The sequence below is a fragment of the uncultured Paraglaciecola sp. genome, assembly GCF_963977085.1.
GTDB lineage: Bacteria > Pseudomonadota > Gammaproteobacteria > Enterobacterales > Alteromonadaceae > Paraglaciecola.
Window position 1 is genome coordinate 108,732 of record NZ_CAXBNC010000003.1, and the last position, 22,883, is coordinate 131,614.

Here is a 22,883-nt window from a genome sequence, read left to right on the forward strand (position 1 = left end):
TTTTAAATAAATGTATAGCCCCATTGCTGGTTACCACAAAGACGAAGAAAATGACTGGGTAGCTGAACTAACCTGCGGTCATTTTCAACACGTCAGACATAATCCACCTTGGATTAGCCGCCCGTGGGTTACCACAGCAGATGGCCGACAATCTATGCTCGGTCATAAACTGGTATGCAAAAAGTGCGATTTGGGTGCACCTGTGGATATCATTTAGATAATAGCTAAAGATTTTCACTGCGCAGAGCGGCGCACGCCGAGCATTGAAGGTTCTTGCACAGTTAAAAACGTAGTGTTTATTCTAAATTCAATTTGGACTTTTACTTCGAATATTAAATAGTAAACCTGATACTTAAAAGTGATGCTAAAACATACCAGGCAATAAGGCTGTGAGTAACTTTTACCTTTTATTAAACACCTACCAAACCACCCAATACGACTAGGGTAAATAATCGTTCGAACTGTCTTTTATCTAGAAATAAATCAAAGAGTGGTCATCACACACTTTTATCAAATATACCCTAGCAATTCATAAGTGTTTTTGAGATGTAGTACTAAATACCTACATCTGTTTAAACTTTAAGCGCCTATAGTCTTTGCTGCAGTAAATAATTGACCTGACGTACATAGAGTACATTTTCTGAAGTTGTGCCCTGGTTAATAATCCATGACTTAATAATAAAAATATTTTGGAGCATATTATGATAACTAAACACGGCCTTAGTAAGGTTTTACTATACCTGCCCGTTATAGGCGCACTACTTCTTTCTAATCACTTATTTGCGGGTAGTTGGCAAAATAATCAGTCGTTAGGTGGTTTTACTAAAGTCAATATTTATACTCCTGATAGCACTTCTTCTATTGGGCAAGGTAAGGCATTAATGATTGTGTTGCACGGTTGTGTGCAGTCAGTTGATGCATACTTAACAGCCAATCTCGAGTCAGCGGCGGAAAGTCACGGAATGGTGATCGCTGTACCAGACGCTATGAACAAAGCCGGTTATAGTTGCTGGTCATATTGGCAAGGAACCAAGTCTCGCACTAACGGCGATTACAAAAATCTTATTTCTCTGGCTACTACGCTGACGGGCGATAGTAGCCGTGGAATAGACCCTGATCAGGTGTATATCGCAGGTTTATCTTCAGGTGCAGCCTTCGCCAACACCACAGCGTGTTTGGCTCCTGATATTTTCGCGGGCATGGGGATTAGCGCAGGTCCCAGCATAGGAACCAGTTCAAATGGGGCGCTTGGTCCCTGCGAATCAGCAGATGTACAAGCTCGTTGTCAGCAATATGCTGGTTCTTATTCCAGCCATTTTTCCAGTCAAATTGCGTCTATAGCCCAAGGGGATCAGGATTCTACGGTGAACCTGTGTTACAACACACAGAATGCCGAGGGTATGGCTGATTTATACAATGTGAGTGTGTTACCTGGTAGTAATACTATTAGCGAAGGCGCGGGGCGAACGGGTGATGAAACTTTATGGCAAGACGGTCGCGTATCCAAATTGTGGTTCAATGGTGTTGATCATGCTTGGTCGGGTGGTCAGGGCGCCAGTGGCTCTTATATAAGTGGCAGCAGCATCAATTATGCCGAATATCTGGGACAGTACTTTGCAACTAACAATCAGCGGGTTGACCGTAACGCTGGCCCTGTGTTGAGTAATATTCAGTTAAGCCTTTCTGGCAGTCAAATTGTGGTAAGTGGTAATGCGCAGGACGCTGAAGGCACTGTGGAACAGGTTAGCGCAAGTTTTGCGGGGGTAAATGGTAGTTTAAACAGTGGCACAAGTTCTGTAGATTCAGTGGGCAACTTTGTGATCACCAGTACCGCACTTGCCGATGACCTTTACCAAGTGAGTTTGCTGGCTACCGACAATGAAGGAAAAGATTCTGTACCCAACAACAGCTCTATTCGTGTAGGGCCTCCTCCGCCTCCAGCAGCGCCAGTGCTCAGCAATATACTTGTGAGTGTTTCAGGCCAATGTGCAACCGTTAGCGGCAATGTAGTCGATACCAATGATGACTTAGCATCTGTTAGTGTTGCCTTTGACAACGGTAATGTTGCTGCGGTTATTACACAAACCAGCTATTCTGCCACTCAATGTAGCTTATCCGGTGGCAATAACACAGCAACCGTAACAGCTAGTGATCAAGCGGCCCAGACCAGTACAGATAACATTACTTTTACTATTGACGCAGGACAGACTGCTACCTTGTCGCAACATATTAATGCGGGGCGACTCAATTATACCAACTACGCCAATTGTTATTTGGAATACAGCACCGCTGCCTTTAAATTATTCGAAGTGAGTTCAGGAACAAGTCAGTGTTTATGGCAGGATAACGATGCCTCTTGTGCCGGACCAGTACAAGCTTGCAGTGGTTCAGGTGGTGGTTCAGGCGGCGGAAGTGGTGGTTCAGGGGGCGAAACATGTGTCGAACACAGCACCTATAACTACTACCATAAAACCGCCGGCAGGGCCTACAGTTCAGGCAGCCCTTATGCGCCAAACTATTTTGCACAAGGGTCTGATGAGGCCATGTCAGGCTCAACCTACGGGCTCAATACCCTATACTCTACAGATAATATAATCTGGAGCTTAGGGAATTGCCCTTAATCACCTAAGTTAATTCAAAAGTGGCAGAGCAAAATTATCATTGCTCTGTCCATTTCTACCTTCCTCTGTGGTTAAAATTGTATTTAAGAAAAACAGATTTTTAAGTTTTAGTGCAATTGAGGTACCCTATCCTAATAATAAACCACCCTTTAGTTGTTAATGTTTCCTGAGTCCCAAACTAACCAAAATGTCCGTTATGGTGAAATTGTCGAAAGTGATTTTGTACCACCATGGTGGGCTAAAAATAGACATGTACAAACTATCTTCCCGCGCTTTATACAAAAACGCGCCAAGCTTGACTATCGTAAAGAAAAGTTAGCTTTGCCTGATGGTGACTTTGTTAATTTAATTTGGGCGGGGGATGTTCAAAAATCGACAGGTTTAATTGCCCTATTTCATGGTTTGGAGGGATCAATTCGCTCCCACTACACTAACGATATGATGGCGAATTTTGTCAAGCAAGGTTATGCAGTGGTGCTTATGCATTTCCGTGGCTGTGGCGGTGAGCAAAATGTGACCCCTAGGGCTTATCACTCTGGCGAAACAGCAGATGCGTGGTATTTTTTGAACTGGCTTGAGCAGAAATTTCCGGAAACACCTAAAGCAGCCATGGGTTTTTCCTTAGGGGCGAATATGTTACTTAAATTATTAAGTGAACAACCCAAACAAACCATTGTAAAAGCAGCAATGGCGGTATCTACACCATTCGATTTAGCTATTTGTTCAAATAGTATCAATCAGGGGTTCTCAAAAGTTTATCAGGCATATTTATTAAAAAGCATGGTGAATAATCTCCTAATTAAGATGCGAAGTATCGACTATGGCAAGTTACTCAAAGTGACAGAGTCACAGATTAAGCAGTTTAAGAATTTTCGAGATTTTGATGAGCATATCACTGCACCACTGCATGGGTTTGTAAGTGCAGACGATTATTACCAAAAATGTAGTTCGCTGAATTTTCTTAAGGGTATTGGTACGCCTACCTTAGTAGTACATGCGAAAGATGATCCTTTTATGCATCAAAGTATTGTGCCTGATATAGAGACGTTATCGCCAAGTGTGTGTCTTGAAGTAAGTGAAAACGGTGGCCACGTAGGTTTTATGCAAGGTACACCATGGCGACCTAAAATTTGGATGCAGCAAAGGGCCAATACTTTCTTTAAGCCCTTTATTGCTGACAGGGCTACTCCCTTATCTTCTGGTAACCCATTATGATTATCCCAATTTCAGACTTAAGCAAAGATACGTTATTGAATATTATTGAAGGTTTTGTACTACGTGAAGGTACCGAATATGGTGAAGCTGATGTGTCATTGGAGGACAAAGTGCAACAAGTGTTGGTACAGTTAACCTTAGGGGAAGTGCTTTTAGTTTATTCTGAATTACATGAAACAGTGAATATCATCCCCAAGCAACAGCTTGGGGAATATGAATTATCGGAGACTTAGTTACAGCCTTAACAAAATGGTTTACTGAGCCACAAAAACTAAATTAAAATTAACTGGCACAGTTAGCCCAATGCCACTTAACCCTGCCAATTTTTGCAAGATTTCTATCCCTGAGCTTAAACCATAATCCGTAGCCAATATTAATATTGGCTGAGTGCTGGTGGCCACTATGCCATTGTCAGCTTTACGGGTAACTTGCGCTGTAACATTAATGGTTTTTTTGATACCCATAACGCTTAATTCCGCTGGAAGTGTAACTAATATCGAGTTGCCTTTTTCGAGTGTGAGTACACTTTCAGGTAACTGGGCGCTCAAATTAGCAGTAGGATATTTATTCACTACAAAGAGTTTTTCACGCATACGTGTATCGCGAATTTCAATGCCAGAATCTATGCTCCCTAAATCAATTTTAATGTGTAATTTCCCTTCAGCACTAAATTCTCCTTGCAGTTTTCTGAAATGATGAATTTCACTCACATGTTGATTTTTAGTCGATACAAAACTTAAGCTCGATTCATTATCAATCAACATCCAATTGGCGTTGGCAGAAAAACAAAACAAAAATAAAACGACTGAAATAGTGCTTGTACATAAAGATTTCATAATTAACTCAGTTAGATATAAATGATGTTGTTAAACAAGTTGATTGTCATTACCAAATTCACATTTGACTATGCTTTGCCAATCAACATTCTGATCGCCCATAATGAAAAAGTCTGGGTTAATAACACTTTCACGAAGGTTGTAGCTTAAAGGTGCAAAATCATGTGCTAATATTTTACCCCCCGCTTCGACCACTATACATTGAGATGCACCGGTATCCCATTCACCAGTGACGCCAAACCGTAGAAACACATCTGCTTTTCCTTCTGCAATAAAACAGGCTTTAAGGGAACAACTGCCCGCAGGTAGGGTTTGATAAACACGATCTTCACTTAGGCTCGACATCACTTTTTCGCGAGCTTGTCTGCGACTGATTGCAATTATTACTGGGTCATCATTAGGCGCTTTTAAGTTACGTACAAAAATTTGTTTGCTTTCTACCGGGCATTCTTTAAATGCGCCATGACCTTTTAATGCGGAATATAAAGTTTCACCTGTGGGCCAGTAAATCACTCCCATAACAGGTACATTGTTTTCAATTAGTGCGATGTTAACGGCAAAATCACCACTACGGGCGATAAACTCTTGGGTGCCATCAATAGGATCAATTAGCCAATACCTAGTCCACGTTTTGCGTAGTTCTAATGCACCCAATTCGGTTTCTTCAGACATGATTGGAATGTTAGGGGTGGCCTCTTGTAACATTTCCATAATGACTTCGTTAGCTTTGTAATCAGCCGTGGTGACTGGTGAGTCGTCTTCTTTTTGAAAACTGGTAAAATCACCGCTGTCGTATATTTCTAATACCACTTTTCCTGCTTTAACAGCTGTTTTTTTAGCTATCTCTAAAAGTTGTTGTGCGTTTTCTGTCGGCATTAGCGCGCCCCCTTCCATTTCTCAGCAAGTAACAATGCAGCAATACACCTTGCTTCTATAAAATCTTCTTTGGCTAACAAAGTGTCAATATTATTTATCGACCACTTAACCACTTCTAAAGGTTCAGGCTCATCGCCGGGTAAAACTTCAGGGTACAAATTTTCGGCAATATAAATCGTCATTTTTGCGTCAAAAAATGCTGGGGCCATATTAACACTTTGAAGCAGGTGTAACATTTCTGCACCAAAGCCTACTTCTTCTTTTAACTCTCTATTGGCGGCGACTTCTGGCGACTCGCCTGGGTCAATTAAGCCTTTTGGGAAGCCTAATTCGTAACTATGAGTGCCTGCGGCATATTCTCTAACCAATAAAAATTCATGGTCATTAATAAAAGGCACCACCATTACGGCACCTCTGCCACTACCACACATACGTTCAAAAATGCGGGTTTCGCCGTTGGAAAACTCTAAATCGACTTGTTCTATTTTAAATAGTCCACTATTGGCTACCACATTGCGAGAGTGAATTTGTGGCAGTGATTTTTTATTGTCTGTGTTGCTCATGAATTTTTCACGTTAATATAGCAGCCGATTTTGAGTGTTCGAAGTCAAATAAGCTTTAAATCGATGAATTAAAGGGGCTGTTGACCTTTCATATGTCATCGATATATGAAAGGTCAATAGCCCCGAGAGTTTTAAATATACCTGTTAAATAGAGGACATGCCACTTGTCAAAGCTTGCTTGGAAAGATATTCACACTGTGTTGCTCGATATGGATGGCACCTTACTTGATTTGCACTATGACAATCACTTTTGGTTAGAACATTTGCCTAAAAAGTTAGCGGTAAAGCTTGGCATTCCACTGCAGGCAGCTAAAGATAAAATGACTTTAGAGTACCAACAGGTGATGGGAACGCTGAGTTGGTATTGTTTAGATTATTGGGCCGAAAAACTAGATATTGATATTGTCGAAGCCAAGCGAGAAATAGAGCATCTCATCAGTATGCGAGATGACAGTTTGCCTTTTATAGATGCATTAAAAGCATCGGGGCGAGAAGTAATATTAGTGACTAATGCCCATCCAAACAGCTTATCACTGAAAGTTGAACATACTCAGCTAGATCAACATATTGACCAATTAATTTCGACCCACGAATTTGCAGTCACAAAGGAGTCTCAAGAATTATGGCAAAAATTGCATACTAGACTCGGATTTAACCCTAAACACACATTATTTGTTGATGACAGTTTAGGGATCCTAAAAGCCGCTCAAGACTTTGGTATTAAACATTTGTTAGCGGTTAGCAACCCAGATAGCAAACAACCAGTGAGAGACATATCTGACTTCCCTTCAATACAGGATTATCGCTATCTATTGGCTGATATTGAGGCCAGCCCTATATTGGGTTGAGTGGCGACTAAGGTTAGTTAAGCTGCTAAATCCTTTTAAAACTTAATGGGATAATACCCATCTGCATCAGGCTTACCAAAAAACTGTGCGGCCTGATGCACTTCTGTTGGTAAGTTAGCATCGGGTTTGAAACGCCCTGAAATCTTAAATTTCATATCTGCTGGAATAGTGGCTTTTGCGGTTAACCCAAAACTGTTAGGTTGTTTGACATCAACTACAATACTGCCATTCTCACAACTTAAATTGGCATCAAAAGTCCCTAAGTCTATTACCCCAGAGGTACCAGTAAAGTTCGCGTTGAGCCATTGACCTTTTCCTGTGAATTGTTGGCAGCCGGTTTCATAATCAACGTCATCAAGTTGCACTTTAAAACGTCCATCAGCTTGAACAGGAATTGGCAAAGGTAATAAACTGATCACCAAGTTGGTTGGTAAGTAAGCTAATAAATTCTTAACTTCGACGTGTTTTCCATTGGTACTCACATATCCATTTGCAGAGATTTGATCTATGTCACGTAAATCGCCAGCTTTAATATCAGCTTGTACTTCTCCAAGTAATAGTGGCAAAAAGGAGACATTCCAGCCAACATTGGAGATTGGTAATCCATTTACTTGTACTCTTCTTGCGTGGCCATTCCAAATTGTGCCACTGATGCCACTAACACTGACCCCTTTGGGTAGCTGAATTTGTGTTAAAACATGAACTGCAGGTAATTTAACGATTAAAAATACAAAATACACTACAAGGCTTAAACCGCCCCATTTCAATACTGACTTCATGATTTCCCTAATTTTAAACGACGAATTTTAACTTGCCCCGGTAAATCTGATTCTGCGATGTCAATGTCTAATATACTTATACCGGTTTTTTCAAGTGACTCTAGCCAACTCAACAAGTCATTAAATGGGGCCTGATCTATCCATACCTGTAATTCCTCACCCTGAGGTTGCATCCGTGAAATAGCAATATTCATACGAGTGGCAGATTGGTTAACCGCTTGTGGCAAGGATCCTGAAAAAGATGCATTTTTGCCTGCACTACTGCGAAGTTGAATTGCTCTGTTCGCATTTTTTTGCACCCAATCAAGTAATTCTGTTTGATGCTTGACTGCGACCTTTCCTCGCTCTAGTGACGTATTGAGTGGCGACCAAATACCCCAATAAAATATGGCCACCACTACCAGAATTGCAGAAATCAGCACTAATCGTTGTTCACGACCATTGAGTTGTAAGTACATTTTTTTGAGCTTGTCCATATTAACTCCTAATCGACATGGTGCCGATTACCTGATTATCTTTTTGGTTAATAGAGCCTTGCTCCACGGTAAATCCCTGAGCTTCTGCCTGACGTTTAAATTTATCTAATGCGCCAAAATTACTGGCTACTGCTTGGATACGCAACTCTGCTCGACTACTATCAAAGCGCAAAGTTTGCGGTTTAATGTTAGATTCTTCAAAGGCTGGCTTGAGTTGGCTTAGCATAATTAATATTGAGACACCGCCTCCGCCACCTTGCTCTAGCGCTCTCATTTGGCGCTCCATAGTGCTTTTAAGATCCCGATACGCTCCCGCATTAGGAAATGCGCGTTTGTATTCGCTACTCACCTGCGCCTTTAAACGGGTCAATTGTGTGTCTAGTCGACTCTGCTCTATATTTTTATCAATTAAACTAGTAAACAGTGCAATCACTGCCAACACTGCAGCTAAACGCCATTTTTTCCAATCGCCTCCAACTTTTTTGCTAACTTTGTACTCACCTTGCAACAAGTTGAATTTAGTGGATCCAGCGCCTTTTGCTAAGACTTTCATTGGCATTTCTAGTGGCATGACTGTCACCTCTAGATTCTCCACATTGGTTAAGTCGGCGCCAGAATAATCATTCACTAAAAGTGCTTGTTCGTTCTCATTTGCGTATTGTCGAGCAAGATGATTAATGGCTTGGATTAGCCAGTCTCTCTCTCCTTGTAAACCGGCCCAATCGTCCTTGCGAACTAAGAGTTGTTCACCTAATTCTAATATAGACCAGGCGTTTTTATCTGCTAATGGTAAAGCCAATACGTCAGGTATAAGTTGGTCACAGGATAATCCTGCTGCTTCGATAATGTTTAGCCAGCTTTGTAACTTTTCTTTGTTAACAATGGCAACAGCTTGTTTATTACCATTTTTGGGGCCAATGGCAAAAAATTGCTGTGAAATATCGCCACTTATTTCTTCTTCTAACATGTAAGGAATAGCAGCAATTGCTTTACGCCCTGCTTTTGCAGGTAATTCAACCCATTTAAGCAAAATATCGCTGGTAGGTACTAAGGCACAAATTGGCCTACTACCAGCCCTATCTGCTAAGGTGGTTAACTGTGTTGCATCTGGTAATACTCCAGAGGCAATAATTTCGTCTTCTTGGTTAGACCATACTATCCAATGAATTGCTTCATCTGGATCGGCGCCTAAACGCACTACTAACTGTTCCATAAGGTTTATATACCCTGTTGCTTGTTATGGATTAAAAAATGTTTTCTCATTGAAAACCAGCCCATCAAAATCCACTAAAATCACGCCTGATGGCATTTACATTGTTATTAGAGTCGACCTTAAATAAGGTTTGCATCGCAAAAGTTGCGTCATTGTACTTTGTTTTAGTGTGTAATATAAAATGTGATGTTTTTACATCAAACCATAATTTCTGTTCTTCACTAAGCTTTGGCTCCAATGCTTGAATGCTGGGGTCTTCTAAAAAAGAAGCCGTGGTTTGATAACCCTCGGAACCACGATTGGCAAGTAAAGATTGTGCGTCGGTTAAGGGAAGCCCAGTAGCGGCAGAAATGATAGCTGCATTTTCTTCACTCACGGTGTTGACATTAATTAAAAATAAACTGTCATTTGGTAATACACAAACCAGTTTAAGTAACTCGCGGAGCCACGAGACTTCCACTCCATTAATTAAGCGTAATTCTGACTTATGTACCATATAGTTATTGGCTGCAACATACGGGAATTGCAGACTTTCATACTCACTGTCTTCAACACCGAACCCAGTGGGACTCTCATTTTGATCTAACCAATCAACTAAAGAGTCACGTAGCATATCAATATTATAACTTGGTATTGCGGGATCTACATTCTGCAATAAACGTTCAAAAGCTAACATACGTTCCGGTAACAAGGTGGTAGCTGTCGTGCCCGATGTCGCGTTATTAGCGTCTGCCTGGGGTTCTCGTAAAGCATTCAGATTAAAGCAGCTTTGCATATCCATTAATTGTGCTTGAATGCCTCCCCCTTCAATAGGGTAGGCAAATTCTTGGTTCCATTGTTGTTCAAGGTGTATCACCTCGCCATCTAATTTTATCAGTTGTTTGATGGATTTACGCGCATACTGCTCTGCCCCCATTGCATACCAATAGGCTTGAGTGTTTTCTTTAATGTTAGATGCGCGTTTTATTTGCAACTGCAAACGGCTACCCATTTCTGTAGCAAGCACACTTACGATTGCCACTATCAATAACACTATGATAAGGGCTACGCCCCTTTGTTGGCTTTTAAACTGATTCATGCGCCGTTTGCCAACATAAATTCGCGACGAATTTCACCAAAAGTTTTACTCACAATAGTGATGGAAATAGCTAATGGAAGGGCACTATTAGCATAGGTCTCTTGCCATTTTTCGGGCTCTTCTAACTGTTTTATATCCGTTAAGAAAGAAACTCTAAAGTCCTCTATGTCTGAAAGTAGGATTTTAATTTTAGGTTCGTAACCAATTACATTGTCGACATAATTACCGTATAGGCGCTGCAGTTGTTTTTCTTGTACTCGATAACCTACTGCTTGTAAGGTACTGCGAGGTAGTAACATTTGTGGGTTATACCAGCCAACTCGTACAAAACTAAGACCATCTGTATCACTGTCTAATATGTCTTCACCCCCAGAGAGAACGGCACTAACGGACTCGTTATTAACACGGACTGTACGAGGCACAATCTGCAATATATCGCGCTCCATGGTAAGCATTGCCCTTTGTAACTCTTCCAATTTTTCAAAGCGTTCTGATGAAAGTTGGTCACTATTAATGACTGATGTGAGTACACCTGTACTCGCTAATCCAATGATAGTGAAAATTGCCATGGCCACCAGAATCTCTATTAAGGTAAAACCATAGTTTGGTTGTTTGGAAGGGAGGCTCATATTCAAATTTGCTTAGCAATAAAAGTGCTAACTGAGGTTACCGTGCCTTGGTATTGTTCGTCTAAGCCAACAGAGACTTCTACTTGTACCATCTCATCGTCACTGGTTTTACTTATTCGCTGTTGCCAATACCATTTGCGGCCAGCCATTTCTTGCTCGCCCTTTTTATTGTTTTTGATTGGCCATGTGGTATCTATTTGCAGTTGGTTGAGACGATTATTGGCCACCCAAGTAGCGAATGTGATATCTTCAATTTGTCCTACACCAATTAAATGATCACTTGCAGCCTTCATAATTGCCGTGCCTGTTAGGGCAAAAATAAACAAGGCAACTAGTACTTCAAGCAAGGTCATCCCAGCACTTTGTTTTTTACTTAAATCAAGGTGAGTGTTAGGGCGCATCTAGGGGCCCTTCTAGTGTTAAAGGGGTGTTATCTTGGCCATTAACGCGGAAGTAACTAGGTAGGTCGTTACTGAAGGCTGGTTCGTAAGCTAAAGTAACAGAAAATGGCGTAATTTCACCACTGGAAAAAATAAAAACTTGCGGAGGGTCTAGCTTCTTTTCTTCTTCATCACCTATTTCTACTCCATCCTCAGATACTGACAGCCCTTCATCAAATGCGTCGCTACTAAAAAGACTGTCTTCGGTTTCCCATGGTAAGTCTGTTAAAGACAAATCCAAACTAAACATTTCTGGCAATTGATGGTCACTGAAGGTTTCATCAAGCTCAAGTTTTTGCCATTCTTGTTCTTCATCGAGGTACATAAAATAATAAATGTTGTCTTTACTTTCGACCCTTAAACCCAATTGTTTTTGGTTGAGTACCGCGTAATCCGACGCCATGTTAAAGACTACTTGCAAACGTTGGCTTTGCTTTTTGAGTAAATCTTGACCACTTTCGCCGGAATAACTGAGCATCACAGCACCTGTTGCCATACCCATGATAAACAACACCACCATGACTTCAATCAGGCTAAAACCAAACTGTTTTGCTATGGGAGAACGACGAATGGTCATCTTAATTGGCAATTAATTGAATTAGTTTAAGTAGTCGTTGATATTCCAGTTACCAATATCGTCTTCGGTGCCTGGTTCGCCATCTGGGCCATTAGAAAAAATATCAATCTGACCAAGTTCCCCAGGGCTAATTAATTGGTAAGGATTATTCCACGGATCATTAGGAAGACGCGTGATATACCCATTTTTTCTATAGTTGCGAGGAATAGGGTCGACCGTCGGTTCGCTTACTAATGCTTCTAAACCTTGTTCCGTAGTCGGGAATACGTTATTGCTCAATTTATATTGAGTTAAGGCATTTTCTAAACTTTGGATATCAATTGCTGCGGATTTAAGTTGCGCTTCCTCTTGGTTGCCCAATATTTGTGGTGCGATCATACCCGCCATTATGCCAATAATAAGCAATACCACCATTACCTCAATAAGGGTAAAACCGGCGTTTTTACGTTTGTTTCTGTTTACAGAGTCGAGTTGTTTCATTAGATGTTCACCATAGAGTTTAAAGCTAAAATAGGTTGTAGGATTGCCAGTACAATAAATAATACTACGCTTGCCATAGTCACAATGAGTATAGGTTCGAATATTTTGAGTGACACACCCACCAAAGATTCAAATTGTCTGTCTTGATTATCTGCTGCCCGTGACAACATTTGTTGTAATTCACCGCTACGTTCACCCGATGCAATCATATGCATCATCATAGGTGGAAACATCTTGGTTTGATCTAAGGAGGCTCTCAAGCTTGAACCTTCTTTTACGAAACCCGCCGCGGTGTTGACCGCATCCCTTATATGTAAGTTCTCAAGCACTTCACTCGCAATACGCATGCTTTCTAATAACGGTACTGCACTGGAGGTCAAAATACTCAGAGTACGAGCAAATCTCGCAGTATTTAAACCTTTGGATAAGTTTCCAATAAGAGGTAAACCCAGAATAAATTTATGATAGCGTTTTTTCATTACTGGCTTTTGAAGCATGCTATTGATTATTACTATAAGTGTCATTAATACAACGCCTAGGGCTAAGCCATAAGTTCGTAAAAAGTCACTTACATCAATCAATATTTGCGTAATGGTAGGCAGTGCTTGCCCCATATTTTGAAATTGACCAACAATTTTGGGTACTACTACTGTTAATAGCAATATGACTATGGCAAAGGCAAAAAACATCATAATGCTTGGATAAACCATAGCTTGGGTGATTTGGCTTTTAGTTTGTTGGCGCTTTTCAGTGTAATCGGCTAAACGGTTAAGCACTGTATCAAGGTGCCCTGATTTTTCACCTGCTGCCACCATAGCTCGAAATAAATCATCAAACACATGGGGAAATTCTGCCATAGCGTCAGCTAAGGTGTGACCCTCTACCACTTTACTGCGGACCGCCCTCATCATATTCTTTTGACGTGGTTTTTCACATTGTTCGGCGACCGCCAGCAAAGCCTCTTCAATAGGTAAAGACGCTTCCACCAATGTAGATAATTGGCGAGTTAATAGTGACAAGTCTGCTGCAGATATGTTGTTTTTAAATAACGTAAAGCTTGTTTGAGACTTACGCTCTTTATCAGCTACCTGTTCAACTTGCATGGGGATTAACCCTTTTTCACGCAATTGTTGACGTATTTGCCTAGGGTTATCGCCCTCTAAAACACCATTCTTATTTTTGCCACCTTTGTCCATGGCTTGATATGCAAAAGCAGCCATTTAATCTTCCCTTGTGACTCGCAGCACTTCTTCTAGTGAAGTAATGCCCAATAATACTTTGGCACAACCATCATCACGAATACTGGGGGTATTTTTACGAATATATTTTTCAATGGCTTGTTCACCATGCCCAGTATGCACCAGCTCGCGTATACCTTCGTCTACCACTAACAATTCGTGAATACCCGTTCTGCCTCTATAGCCAGTTTGGTTACAAGCGGCGCAACCTTTAGGTGAATGGATAGCGTGACCAGAAGCATCAGCTGATTTTATGCCTAGAATCTGACATTCTTGTTCGCTGGGTATATGGGGCGTTTTACAATCTGGGCATAAAGTACGCACCAAACGTTGTGACAATACCGCCAATAAGCTAGAGGACAATAAGAAAGGTTCGATACCCATATCTTCTAAACGGGTTATAGCACCAGCAGCGGTGTTAGTGTGCAAAGTCGACATCACTAAGTGGCCCGTTAAACTTGCTTGTACACTAATTTGTGCTGTCTCTAGGTCTCGAATTTCACCCACCATGACCACATCAGGATCTTGACGCAATATTGCTCTTAAGCCTCGGGCAAAGGTCATATCAACCTTGGCGTTTACCTGAGTTTGACCAATGCCTTGCAAGTCAAATTCTATGGGATCTTCAACCGTTAAAATATTCCGGTCTTTGGAATTTATTTCACTTAAACCCGCATACAAAGTGGTAGATTTTCCTGACCCAGTAGGGCCTGTAACTAGGATAATACCGTGTGGTTTACGTACTAGGTCAGAAAAGAAATCGCGATTGACCTTAGTCATACCTAAGTCTTGTAAGTTGAGGCGAACATTGTTTTTATCGAGTAAACGTAATACCACACGCTCGCCATGACTAGACGGCATAGTGGAAACTCGGACGTCCACCGCGCGACCAGCAATACGCAAGGTGATACGACCATCCTGTGGCACACGTTTTTCTGCAATGTCCATTTTCGACATAACTTTGATTCGGGATACTAACATCGAGGCCATTTTACGATTAGGACGCAAAATTTCTCGCAAAACCCCATCTACTCTAAAGCGCACTAACAGTTGTGTTTCGAAAGTTTCAATATGAATATCTGAGGCGCCTTCTTTGATCGCTTCGCCAAGCATGGCGTTGATGAGTTTAATAATAGGCGCATCATCTTCGCTTTCTAACAAGTCTTCAGTATCGGGCAATTCTTCAGCAAGACTAAACAAATCACTTTCGTTACCGATGTCTTCCATTAATTGCTTAGCTGCGGATGAATCTCTTTGGAAAGCACTGGTAAGTATGGACTCAAACTTATCGAGTTCGATTTCCTTCAAGCGAAATTCTGCACCTAAGAAGCGTCTCACTTCAGCAAATACAGGAAACTTAGTATTTTGAGTGTGAAACAAAATGGCAGGTTTTTCACCAGTATCAAGTAATACTTGATGACGTTTCGCAAAGCTAAATGCTAATTGTTTATGCTCGGGCTCGTCGATCGGCGTGTCCAGATCTGCGCCCGATTCCAGCAAGGCCTGCTCTTCAGCATCCGCTGCGCTTAGGTTGGCGGATGACATAACTAGTCTTTATCCTCTGCTTTGTCTTTGTTAAGAAGGTATTCTTCATATGAAGGTGGAAGACTTAAGGTCTCATCCCATTCAGGTAAAGAGGGACCTTCAGTAAAGGGCATTAAAGGAATACCTTGTGACTGACGTTTTAGTTGTTCAGCCCGTATATATTGGTATTTCTTCTGGCTAATTTCGTTCATAGTCACGCCATCGCGGACAATAGTTGGGCGAATAAACACCATCAAGTTACGTTTACTTACACTAGTAGAGGTCGACTTAAACAAGTGTCCTATGATTGGTATATCTCCTAACAAAGGTACTTTTGAAACACTTTCTTGTACCGCATCGTCGATTAAACCACCTAATACTATTGTGCCACCATCATCAACAATCACTGAGGTTTTGATTTCGCGTTTGTTAATAATAACGTCTACTGATGTCGCACCGCTGACGCTCGATACTTCCTGCTCAATTAACAGTTGTACCGCGTCGCCTTCGTTGATTTGTGGGGTTACCTTTAATTTGATCCCCACTTCTTGACGATCTACCGATTGGAAGGGGTTTGAATTGCTTGAACCCGTAGTTGAGCCAGTAATAATAGGCACTTCTTGACCCACAATGAAAAACGCTTCTTCATTATCCATAGTGGTCAGGTGAGGTGTGGCTAGGATATTAGAATTAGTATCTGTACTAACCGCTTGTAAAACGGCTCCCCAGCCGTTAGTGACGCCACCTAATAAAAAGCCATTTACGCCACCGAGCAGACTTGCCAAAGTGGTGAAATCACCTTCAGTTGTAGAGTCATAGGAGTAGGGGTCGCCATCGTCATCAAAGCCTGTAGTGGTGGTGGTGCTATCTGCCGCTTCTTCTACACCAATCGCCAGTGAACCTATGCCTACTACACCGTTAGTAAACTGTGTTCCGCCGCCTTTTTCGTTGGCCCATTGTACCCCTAGAGTGGTGCCATCACCTTCAAACACTTCTACAATAATGGCTTCTACTTGCACCTGCGCGCGGCGTACATCTAACTTGCGTATCACTTCTTCTAGTGATCGCATCATATCTGGTTCAGCGGTAATGACTAATGCATTTGAATCTTGGTGCGCGTCTATACTGACGTCACGAGTCGTAGTTTGGCGAGTTTTAGACGCGCCTTGACCTTCAGCTTGAATGCTGGCGCTTACGCCTTGGAGTACTTTTACTAAATCTTCTGACTTTGCATAATTAAGAAAGATGACTCGGGTATTACCACTGCTTTCTAATTCAGAATCCATACGCTCAATCAAGTTAACTAAACGCGTACGGGCTTTAATATCGCCACTTACAATGATGCTATTCGTTCTATCATCGGCGACCACTCTTGGAGCCGATTTATCACTAGCGTTGGTTTTGCCTTGAGATTTATTAATACTGTCGATAATACGCACTAATTCTGCAGCCGATGCAAATTTTAACTCAACGATTTCAACTTCTTCGTCACCTGCTTGGTCGACACGTTCAATAATCTCAACTAAACGATTCACAACAGCGGCGCGGCCAGTAAGCATCATAACATTGGATGCATCGTGGCTGACTACGTTACCCCCCCCTGCAGTATCATTAAGCTGGCGAAGTAAAGGAGCGAGCTCTCTAACTGGTACGTTATATACGGGCATAACGCGAGTGATCATTTCATCGCCGTCAAATGGGCTGCCTTCCACTACGGGAATATTCGATGATTTTGCGTCTTTTGAACGTATGACCTTAATCACACCACTAGACATCTCTATTGCTGAATAACCGTATACTTGCAAAACGTTGAGGAAAAATTGGTAGTACTGTTCCTCGCTTAAAAGATCATAACTACGTACCGTTATTTTGCCCCGTACATTGGGATCAACAATAATGGTCCTTTTTAGGTTTTTACCCACTATGTTAATAAATTCACCGATTTCAGTGTCTTTAAAATTGGGAGAATAGTCCGCTGCGGCCACTAGGCTCGAAACAGCAAAAAACGCACTGCCAACAACTAGGAGTAATCCTTTAAATACATTGGAGCGTTTGCGTGACATAAAAATCATGTTTCTGGTTCCTCTTCCCCTTGGGGTAGATCAAGGTAAATAGTAATAAGTTCATCTTCGCGTTGCACAGTCATTTGCAACGATTGCAATTCTTTGAGCATGTTCATCGCTTCTAATGCTTGTTGCATATCGGTTAAATCTAAACCGTTTATATCGGTGATCACATCACCAGATTTTAACCCCGCGGCCTGAAACAGAGCAGGCTTTTTGCCAGGACTCACCTGATACCCAGTTAATTCTCCATTAGGGCGGTGCGGCGATACGTTAATGTAGTCAATAAAGCTCGCCGGTTGTTCCTGCAAATCTCTACTGGCTTGAATGGCTGCATCGGATAATGTTCGGCGTTCTGAATCAGAGTTGTTCTGTGGTCCACTAGATACAGGCTCTTGACTCGTCACTTGCACGACATTTTTCTTGTAATCCACACCATCCAACATCAAAGTTTCATTGGTGGCGCCATTTTTGATAATGACCCGGTCAGCATACACTTTTTGCAACGAAGCGTTAGTGCCCTCAATTTTTTCACCAATGCCATAGGTTTGTTGTTGCTTACGGTTTTCAATAATTGCAGCACCTTCATCCTCTGAAGAGCTGGCAACTACGCCCGTTAAGGTCAAGCTAAGCCTTGTGACTGGTGCGTCTGTGACTTCTTTAACGGCAACAGGTGCAGCATTATAATTGCCAAAAAGATTAAGTCGTTTGATGTCTAATAAATTTAAATTGTTATTAGAACTTTGTTTTATGACAGGTTGACCATTGGGCATGTTTTCTAGCCTACTATTGCTAGCAGGTTGTGGCCATAATCGCCATGTCAGCTCGGCTGCATAAGCAAGTAAAAAAATTGCCAATAGCATCACCACCAACAAATTTATTTTTTGTTGGTTTTTGACTAGTTGGAGCCATAATTGATTAGCGGTATGATTAACGACTGTCATTGTCTCTCGGTGGGATGTTTAAAATTAAAGCGTAACTTGGCAATGATAACTAGTAGGGGCAAAAGCGACAACCTTAATCTTCGATCGTTACAAAAAATTACAAATTTAAAGAGTCTAACCTATGCAAAAAAATCTAGATGAAAGCAAAAGTGTACGCTTAGACAAATGGCTTTGGGCTGCCCGTTTCTATAAAACTCGTTCCATTGCCAGAGATGCTGTGCAATCTGGCAAGGTGCAATACAACGGGCAACGTAGTAAACCCGGCAAAATAGTAGAGTTGGGGGCAAGCATAAAAGTTCCCCAAGGTTATGATTTAAAAGAGGTCGTTGTGATGCAGCTAAAAGAACAACGGCAAGGGGCGCCACTTGCGCAATTGATGTATCAGGAAACCCAGGCCAGCGAAACGTTGCGTGCAAGTAACGCAGAAGCACGTAAACTAAGCATTTTTCATAGCCCTAGACCTGATCATCGACCAGATAAAAAACAACGTCGCCAAATCATACAATTTAAACAACAATAATTCGCAAGGTAAACAACATGGCATTTGACCAACTTCATCGATATCTTTTCAACCAAGGCAACGTTAGAGGGGAGATGGTGCGCTTAGAAAAAAGTTTTCAGGCTATTCTCGATTCTTATCCCTATCCACCTGTTATCCAGCAGCTTTTAGGTGAACTAATGGCTGCGGCTAGTTTATTAACTGCGACGTTGAAATTTGAAGGGGATATTGCCATCCAAATTCAAGGAGAAGGCGCGCTCAGTTATGCTGTTATCAATGGCACCCACAACCAACAATTAAGGGGAGTCGCTCGTTGGGATGAAGCCTTAAAAACACTGCCTACAAATTTTAATGAATTGATTCAAAAAGGCGTGCTGGTGATCACTATTACTCCAGAACACGGAGAACGTTATCAGGGCATGGTCGCGCTAGACAGGCCTACTTTGGCCGAATGTATAGAAGGATATTTTGAACAATCTGAACAGCTAGCCACTAAGGTAATTTTGCGAACTCAGCTCATAAAAAATCAAGCTAAAGCCTGTGGCATGTTCTTACAAATTTTACCTACTAGCAGTCAAGCAACAGATAAAGTCGACACTGCGTTTGAACATCTTAGTGCTCTCACAGATACCATTAAAAATGAAGAGTTATTTGGGTTATCCGCTGAAGATATTTTGCATCGTTTGTACCATCAAGAAGATATTGAGCTATACCCAGCAACAGAAGTAGTATTTAAATGTAATTGCAGTAAGGAACGTAGCGCAATTGCCCTTTCTGGATTAAGTAAAGAGGAGTTGTTGGAGATTATCGCTAAAGACGGTGATATCAAAATGAATTGTCAATATTGCCATACTGAATATAGCTTTGATGCCATTGATGTAGAGAGTATTCATGCGGGTACTTTTAATATTCCCGTTGGGCAGGGGTAGTTGTTTAGTCAACTTTAATGATAACGTTTAGTCTGAGGTTAAGCTTACACCGATTTGAGTAAGGACAGTTGAGTGTTTATTGAAAAAATTAGGCATGTAATCACCTTAAAAACCGCTTTTTTAATTTTTTTCATGACATCATTGGCAACAATCATTAGGCCCTTGATGATTGAGCAAGACGTTTTATTTACTTATGTAGGAATAGTTAATTCAATAGCAATGGGCGGTGTATTTGTTTATTTAAAATACACTAAACCTAAGTCTTGGCATCCCCTGTTATTAGCCAATGTAGGTATGCTGGTGCTAGCCCCTATCACTTTTGTATCTGGTGGTATAAATAGTCAATTTGCCTATTTATTTCCTATTATTCCCATTTTTGTCGCCTTGGTCAGCAATGCCAAATATACTTGGCTGACTGGCCTGACGGTCATCATTGTGGTGATTGGCCTGTTCTTGAGTGTTGGTGTTTTTCCAGATTTTACTTATGAAAATGTTCCGCACAGTAAAACAGCGTCACGCGCCGTATGGTTATGTTTGGCGGTTTTTATGGCAACAAAATTAGGGGTTGAATTTAATCGAATTTATAGCGCTTTGGGTAATCAAATTAGTGAGCAAGCCGAGACGGATTTATTAACCGGTTTGAATAATCGTCGCTCAGTGATGAGTTTTTTACAAACTGCGATTGACCAAGCCAAAAATGAAGCGCGTTCTTTGTCTGTGATGATGATAGATCTCGATCACTTTAAAACTATCAATGATAGTTATGGTCATTTGGCTGGAGACCTATGTTTAAAGCAAGTTGCACGATTGATAAAACAGAATGTACGCAATGCAAGTGACTTGGCGGGCAGATTTGGTGGGGAAGAGTTTATTGTGGTGATAAAAGATATAGACGCACAAAAAGCCTATGACATTGCAAATAACATTCGCCTGAGTATTGAACAAGCAAACATCAGTTTAAACAATAACGTCCAATTAGACATAACGGCCACTCTAGGTATTTGTACACTTAAAGGTGAACAACTTTCTACTATTGAGCACTGTGTGGATTTAGCAGATAAAGCTTTGTACCAAGGTAAAAAAGAAGGAAGAAATCGAGTTGTGATGATTTGATATACTCAATTGGTTTGGTAAACCTGCACGACTTCAAACTGCCATCACTAAATATATTCAAGTCACCTATTTATATAACAGATGTAAACAGGTTAATATCTTCGCAATTCCGATACAGCATTGAATTATATGAAAAAAATTAACCTTAGTAGTTGGAATAGAAAAGAACACTTTGAGTTTTATTCTGAGTTTAAACAGCCCTTTTTTAATGTGTGTGCCACGGTTGATGTCACTAAAACGCTAGATTACTGTAAACAAAATCAGCTTTCTTTTTTTATCTGTTCTTTATTTCTTCTGGGCTACACAGCAAATCAAATCACACCTTTTAGGTATCGCATTAATAAAGACCAAGTCGATATCCATGAGGAGTTGGAATTAAGTTGTACTGTGCTAAACAGTGATGAAAGTTTTAGTTTTTGTGAATTTGGTAGATGCAGTCATTTTGAAGTATTTTATCAGCACGCGGCTCAGCAATTAGAGAAAATAAAAAACGGTCATAAGTCTTTAGTATCATCTAATAACACCAACAATAAGATTTTTTGTTCGGTGTTACCTTGGCTACATTTCAGCAGTTTTTCCCATGCACAAAAACAAGACAAACATGATTCAGTACCCAGAATTGTGATGGGGAAATATAAAAACACCCAAGGGGAAATAGCCATGCCAGTATCAGTTGAAGTCCATCATGCACTTGTAGATGGCTTACACGTGGGCCAATACTTTGAACAGTTACAACAGAATTTCGAGCACTTTTTTGAACAGTAAATTTATGCCAAAATTACGGATAAACACTCGCCTTAACAAGTCGTGTTGTTTTTATCAGTGTTGTGGCTCTGCTTCATCAACTATGCCTTCTGCACGCATCACTGGGTAACCAAAGTTCATCCAACCAAAAATCCCTTCATATAATACTGCGGTTTTGTTGTAGCCAAGCTCTCTTAGTTGCTTAATGACATACTCTGTCGCCGCTCTTGGACAGGAGCAATAACCGACAATTTGTACATCTTTAGGTAAGTCTACTAAGTGCCCTTCTAGCTCAGTGTAATAAGGAAAAGGTATGGCGCCTTTAATATGGGCTCTTTGCCATACAGAGGCTACTCGGGTATCCAGCAATACCATTTTTTTCTTTTCTTGAATGGCTTGGTATAAATCTTTAGAAGAAACATACATTCCTTGGTCTAAGGTAAAGTTTGGATCCTCATTTTCTGGATTAAGTATGTATTGATCGGGTGTAGGTAAAACACTCAATACGACTTTTTCAGCCGTCCAGCCACTTGCTCGGCTGCGGATAAAAGCGGTGACATTGTCTATGTCAGCTGCAGATAACTTCTCATCAAAGGCTAACATAGGGGTATCTTGGCGGCCATGTTCAATGGCATAACGAATAAACTCATCTTTGTTATGGGCTAACGCTGACTGATTGCCTAAGGCAGGCGCATTTACGCCTTCGCCATTTACACCATGACAAGAAGCGCAATTTTCTTGATATACCACAGCTCCTCTGGTGACATCCCCCTCTACGGGATTTTCAGAGAGTTTTACGCGTTCAGCGCCAGATTGCCAGAATAACCAATAGGTTAAATCCCAGACTTCATCAAGTGTCATTGGTCCTCCCATTTCATCAAGGTAACCTCCCATGGCTGTGCCTTCTCGGCCATAAGAAATGGGACGTAATATCGAATGGGGTACGCCTGATTCAAATAAACTTTTAGCGCGCAATGACGGCGCGTGGTCATTTTTGTGTCCTTCGCGGTTTTCTCCGTGGCATAACACACAATACTTCTTATAATTCGCGGCTGCAGTTTCGGCTTGTTCTACAGTGAGTTCTCGAGGAGGTTCTTGCTTTTCATAGGTTTTTTTCGCGAAAGCGATTTTCGACAACATTAAGCAAGTCAATGTAATGGCAAATAGTTTAAGTGGTTTGCTCATCGTATAAGTCCTT

Annotated in this window: 25 protein-coding genes; 9 read left to right on the top strand and 16 right to left on the bottom strand. The window is 41.2% G+C overall.

Going from position 1 to position 22,883, the window contains the following annotated elements:
- The first annotated feature begins 10 nt into the window (after nucleotides 1-10).
- The 4 genes from AAC000_RS04700 to AAC000_RS04715 all read left to right on the top strand — a co-directional run bounded on the left by AAC000_RS04700 (nucleotide 11) and on the right by AAC000_RS04715 (nucleotide 4,069).
- Complete coding sequence (locus tag AAC000_RS04700) at nucleotides 11-217, top strand: DUF3565 domain-containing protein (RefSeq protein ID WP_339720542.1); 207 nt, start codon at nucleotides 11-13, stop codon at nucleotides 215-217.
- Between the two features lie 484 nt (nucleotides 218-701).
- A complete protein-coding gene (locus AAC000_RS04705; protein ID WP_339720544.1) occupies nucleotides 702-2,621 on the top strand; it encodes a PHB depolymerase family esterase in 1,920 nt (639 codons plus the stop codon).
- Nucleotides 2,622-2,780: 159 nt separating this feature from the next.
- The gene (locus AAC000_RS04710) at nucleotides 2,781-3,836 is read left to right on the top strand and encodes a hydrolase (protein WP_339720546.1); all 1,056 of its coding nucleotides are present in this window, start codon (nucleotides 2,781-2,783) and stop codon (nucleotides 3,834-3,836) included.
- Nucleotides 3,833-4,069, top strand: coding sequence for a YheU family protein (locus tag AAC000_RS04715; RefSeq protein WP_339720548.1), 237 nt, complete (start codon nucleotides 3,833-3,835; stop codon nucleotides 4,067-4,069). The genes AAC000_RS04710 and AAC000_RS04715 overlap by 4 nt, the downstream gene beginning before the upstream one ends.
- A 21-nt stretch (nucleotides 4,070-4,090) precedes the next feature.
- On the opposite strand, the gene AAC000_RS04720 is transcribed toward AAC000_RS04715, so the two are convergent.
- From AAC000_RS04720 to nudE, 3 genes are read right to left on the bottom strand one after another with little or no spacing between them, the layout of a single operon-like run.
- Nucleotides 4,091-4,672 (bottom strand): YceI family protein, encoded by a 582-nt coding sequence (locus AAC000_RS04720; RefSeq protein WP_339720549.1) that lies wholly within the window; start codon nucleotides 4,670-4,672, stop codon nucleotides 4,091-4,093.
- A 30-nt stretch (nucleotides 4,673-4,702) separates the two neighbouring features.
- Nucleotides 4,703-5,548 carry a 3'(2'),5'-bisphosphate nucleotidase CysQ gene (gene cysQ / locus AAC000_RS04725; protein WP_339720551.1) on the bottom strand — a complete coding sequence of 282 codons (846 nt, stop codon included), beginning with the start codon at nucleotides 5,546-5,548 and terminating at the stop codon, nucleotides 4,703-4,705.
- The gene (gene nudE / locus AAC000_RS04730) at nucleotides 5,548-6,111 is read right to left on the bottom strand and encodes an ADP compounds hydrolase NudE (RefSeq protein ID WP_339720552.1); all 564 of its coding nucleotides are present in this window, start codon (nucleotides 6,109-6,111) and stop codon (nucleotides 5,548-5,550) included. Before nudE ends, cysQ begins: the two co-directional genes overlap by 1 nt.
- Nucleotides 6,112-6,275: 164 nt before the next feature.
- Here nudE and yrfG point away from each other — a divergent pair, with 164 nt between their 5' ends.
- Complete coding sequence (yrfG, locus tag AAC000_RS04735) at nucleotides 6,276-6,959, top strand: GMP/IMP nucleotidase (protein ID WP_339720554.1); 684 nt, start codon at nucleotides 6,276-6,278, stop codon at nucleotides 6,957-6,959.
- Nucleotides 6,960-6,994: 35 nt separating this feature from the next.
- Here the strand turns inward: yrfG and AAC000_RS04740 are convergent, their stop codons facing one another.
- The 12 genes from AAC000_RS04740 to gspC form a co-directional block, all read right to left on the bottom strand.
- A complete protein-coding gene (locus AAC000_RS04740) occupies nucleotides 6,995-7,738 on the bottom strand; it encodes a type II secretion system protein N (protein ID WP_339720556.1) in 744 nt (247 codons plus the stop codon).
- Nucleotides 7,735-8,214, bottom strand: a complete 480-nt coding sequence (locus AAC000_RS04745; protein ID WP_339720557.1) for a type II secretion system protein M — start codon at nucleotides 8,212-8,214, stop codon at nucleotides 7,735-7,737. The genes AAC000_RS04740 and AAC000_RS04745 overlap by 4 nt, the downstream gene beginning before the upstream one ends.
- A gap of 1 nt (nucleotide 8,215) precedes the next feature.
- On the bottom strand, nucleotides 8,216-9,427 hold the full coding sequence (gspL, locus tag AAC000_RS04750; protein ID WP_339720559.1) for a type II secretion system protein GspL: 1,212 nt from the start codon (nucleotides 9,425-9,427) through the stop codon (nucleotides 8,216-8,218).
- 64 nt (nucleotides 9,428-9,491) lie between these two features.
- Nucleotides 9,492-10,505: a type II secretion system minor pseudopilin GspK gene (gene gspK / locus AAC000_RS04755; protein ID WP_339720561.1), complete on the bottom strand. Its 1,014-nt coding sequence runs from the start codon at nucleotides 10,503-10,505 to the stop codon at nucleotides 9,492-9,494.
- Nucleotides 10,502-11,134: a type II secretion system minor pseudopilin GspJ gene (gspJ, locus tag AAC000_RS04760; RefSeq protein WP_339720563.1), complete on the bottom strand. Its 633-nt coding sequence runs from the start codon at nucleotides 11,132-11,134 to the stop codon at nucleotides 10,502-10,504. Before gspJ ends, gspK begins: the two co-directional genes overlap by 4 nt.
- A 2-nt stretch (nucleotides 11,135-11,136) precedes the next feature.
- A complete protein-coding gene (gene gspI, locus AAC000_RS04765; protein WP_339720565.1) occupies nucleotides 11,137-11,535 on the bottom strand; it encodes a type II secretion system minor pseudopilin GspI in 399 nt (132 codons plus the stop codon).
- Nucleotides 11,525-12,151 (bottom strand): type II secretion system minor pseudopilin GspH, encoded by a 627-nt coding sequence (gene gspH / locus AAC000_RS04770; RefSeq protein WP_339720567.1) that lies wholly within the window; start codon nucleotides 12,149-12,151, stop codon nucleotides 11,525-11,527. The genes gspI and gspH overlap by 11 nt, the downstream gene beginning before the upstream one ends.
- 21 nt (nucleotides 12,152-12,172) lie before the next feature.
- Nucleotides 12,173-12,631 (bottom strand): type II secretion system major pseudopilin GspG, encoded by a 459-nt coding sequence (gspG, locus tag AAC000_RS04775; protein WP_339720569.1) that lies wholly within the window; start codon nucleotides 12,629-12,631, stop codon nucleotides 12,173-12,175.
- Complete coding sequence (gene gspF / locus AAC000_RS04780) at nucleotides 12,631-13,851, bottom strand: type II secretion system inner membrane protein GspF (protein ID WP_339720570.1); 1,221 nt, start codon at nucleotides 13,849-13,851, stop codon at nucleotides 12,631-12,633. Before gspF ends, gspG begins: the two co-directional genes overlap by 1 nt.
- The gene (gene gspE, locus AAC000_RS04785) at nucleotides 13,852-15,414 is read right to left on the bottom strand and encodes a type II secretion system ATPase GspE (RefSeq protein WP_339720571.1); all 1,563 of its coding nucleotides are present in this window, start codon (nucleotides 15,412-15,414) and stop codon (nucleotides 13,852-13,854) included.
- A 2-nt stretch (nucleotides 15,415-15,416) separates the two neighbouring features.
- Nucleotides 15,417-17,465 (bottom strand): type II secretion system secretin GspD, encoded by a 2,049-nt coding sequence (gspD, locus tag AAC000_RS04790; protein WP_339720573.1) that lies wholly within the window; start codon nucleotides 17,463-17,465, stop codon nucleotides 15,417-15,419.
- Complete coding sequence (gspC, locus tag AAC000_RS04795; protein ID WP_339720575.1) at nucleotides 17,462-18,400, bottom strand: type II secretion system protein GspC; 939 nt, start codon at nucleotides 18,398-18,400, stop codon at nucleotides 17,462-17,464. Before gspC ends, gspD begins: the two co-directional genes overlap by 4 nt.
- A 121-nt stretch (nucleotides 18,401-18,521) precedes the next feature.
- On the opposite strand from gspC, the gene hslR reads away from it, so the two are divergent.
- The 4 genes from hslR to AAC000_RS04815 all read left to right on the top strand — a co-directional run bounded on the left by hslR (nucleotide 18,522) and on the right by AAC000_RS04815 (nucleotide 21,706).
- Nucleotides 18,522-18,920 carry a ribosome-associated heat shock protein Hsp15 gene (gene hslR, locus AAC000_RS04800; RefSeq protein WP_339720576.1) on the top strand — a complete coding sequence of 133 codons (399 nt, stop codon included), beginning with the start codon at nucleotides 18,522-18,524 and terminating at the stop codon, nucleotides 18,918-18,920.
- A gap of 17 nt (nucleotides 18,921-18,937) precedes the next feature.
- A complete protein-coding gene (hslO, locus tag AAC000_RS04805) occupies nucleotides 18,938-19,828 on the top strand; it encodes an Hsp33 family molecular chaperone HslO (RefSeq protein ID WP_339720577.1) in 891 nt (296 codons plus the stop codon).
- 72 nt (nucleotides 19,829-19,900) lie between these two features.
- Nucleotides 19,901-20,941 (top strand): GGDEF domain-containing protein, encoded by a 1,041-nt coding sequence (locus AAC000_RS04810; protein ID WP_339720579.1) that lies wholly within the window; start codon nucleotides 19,901-19,903, stop codon nucleotides 20,939-20,941.
- A gap of 129 nt (nucleotides 20,942-21,070) precedes the next feature.
- The gene (locus tag AAC000_RS04815) at nucleotides 21,071-21,706 is read left to right on the top strand and encodes a chloramphenicol acetyltransferase (protein ID WP_339720582.1); all 636 of its coding nucleotides are present in this window, start codon (nucleotides 21,071-21,073) and stop codon (nucleotides 21,704-21,706) included.
- Between the two features lie 54 nt (nucleotides 21,707-21,760).
- Here AAC000_RS04815 and AAC000_RS04820 read toward each other — a convergent pair whose 3' ends face one another.
- Nucleotides 21,761-22,870, bottom strand: coding sequence for a c-type cytochrome (locus AAC000_RS04820; protein ID WP_339720584.1), 1,110 nt, complete (start codon nucleotides 22,868-22,870; stop codon nucleotides 21,761-21,763).
- Nucleotides 22,871-22,883 lie beyond the last annotated feature (13 nt).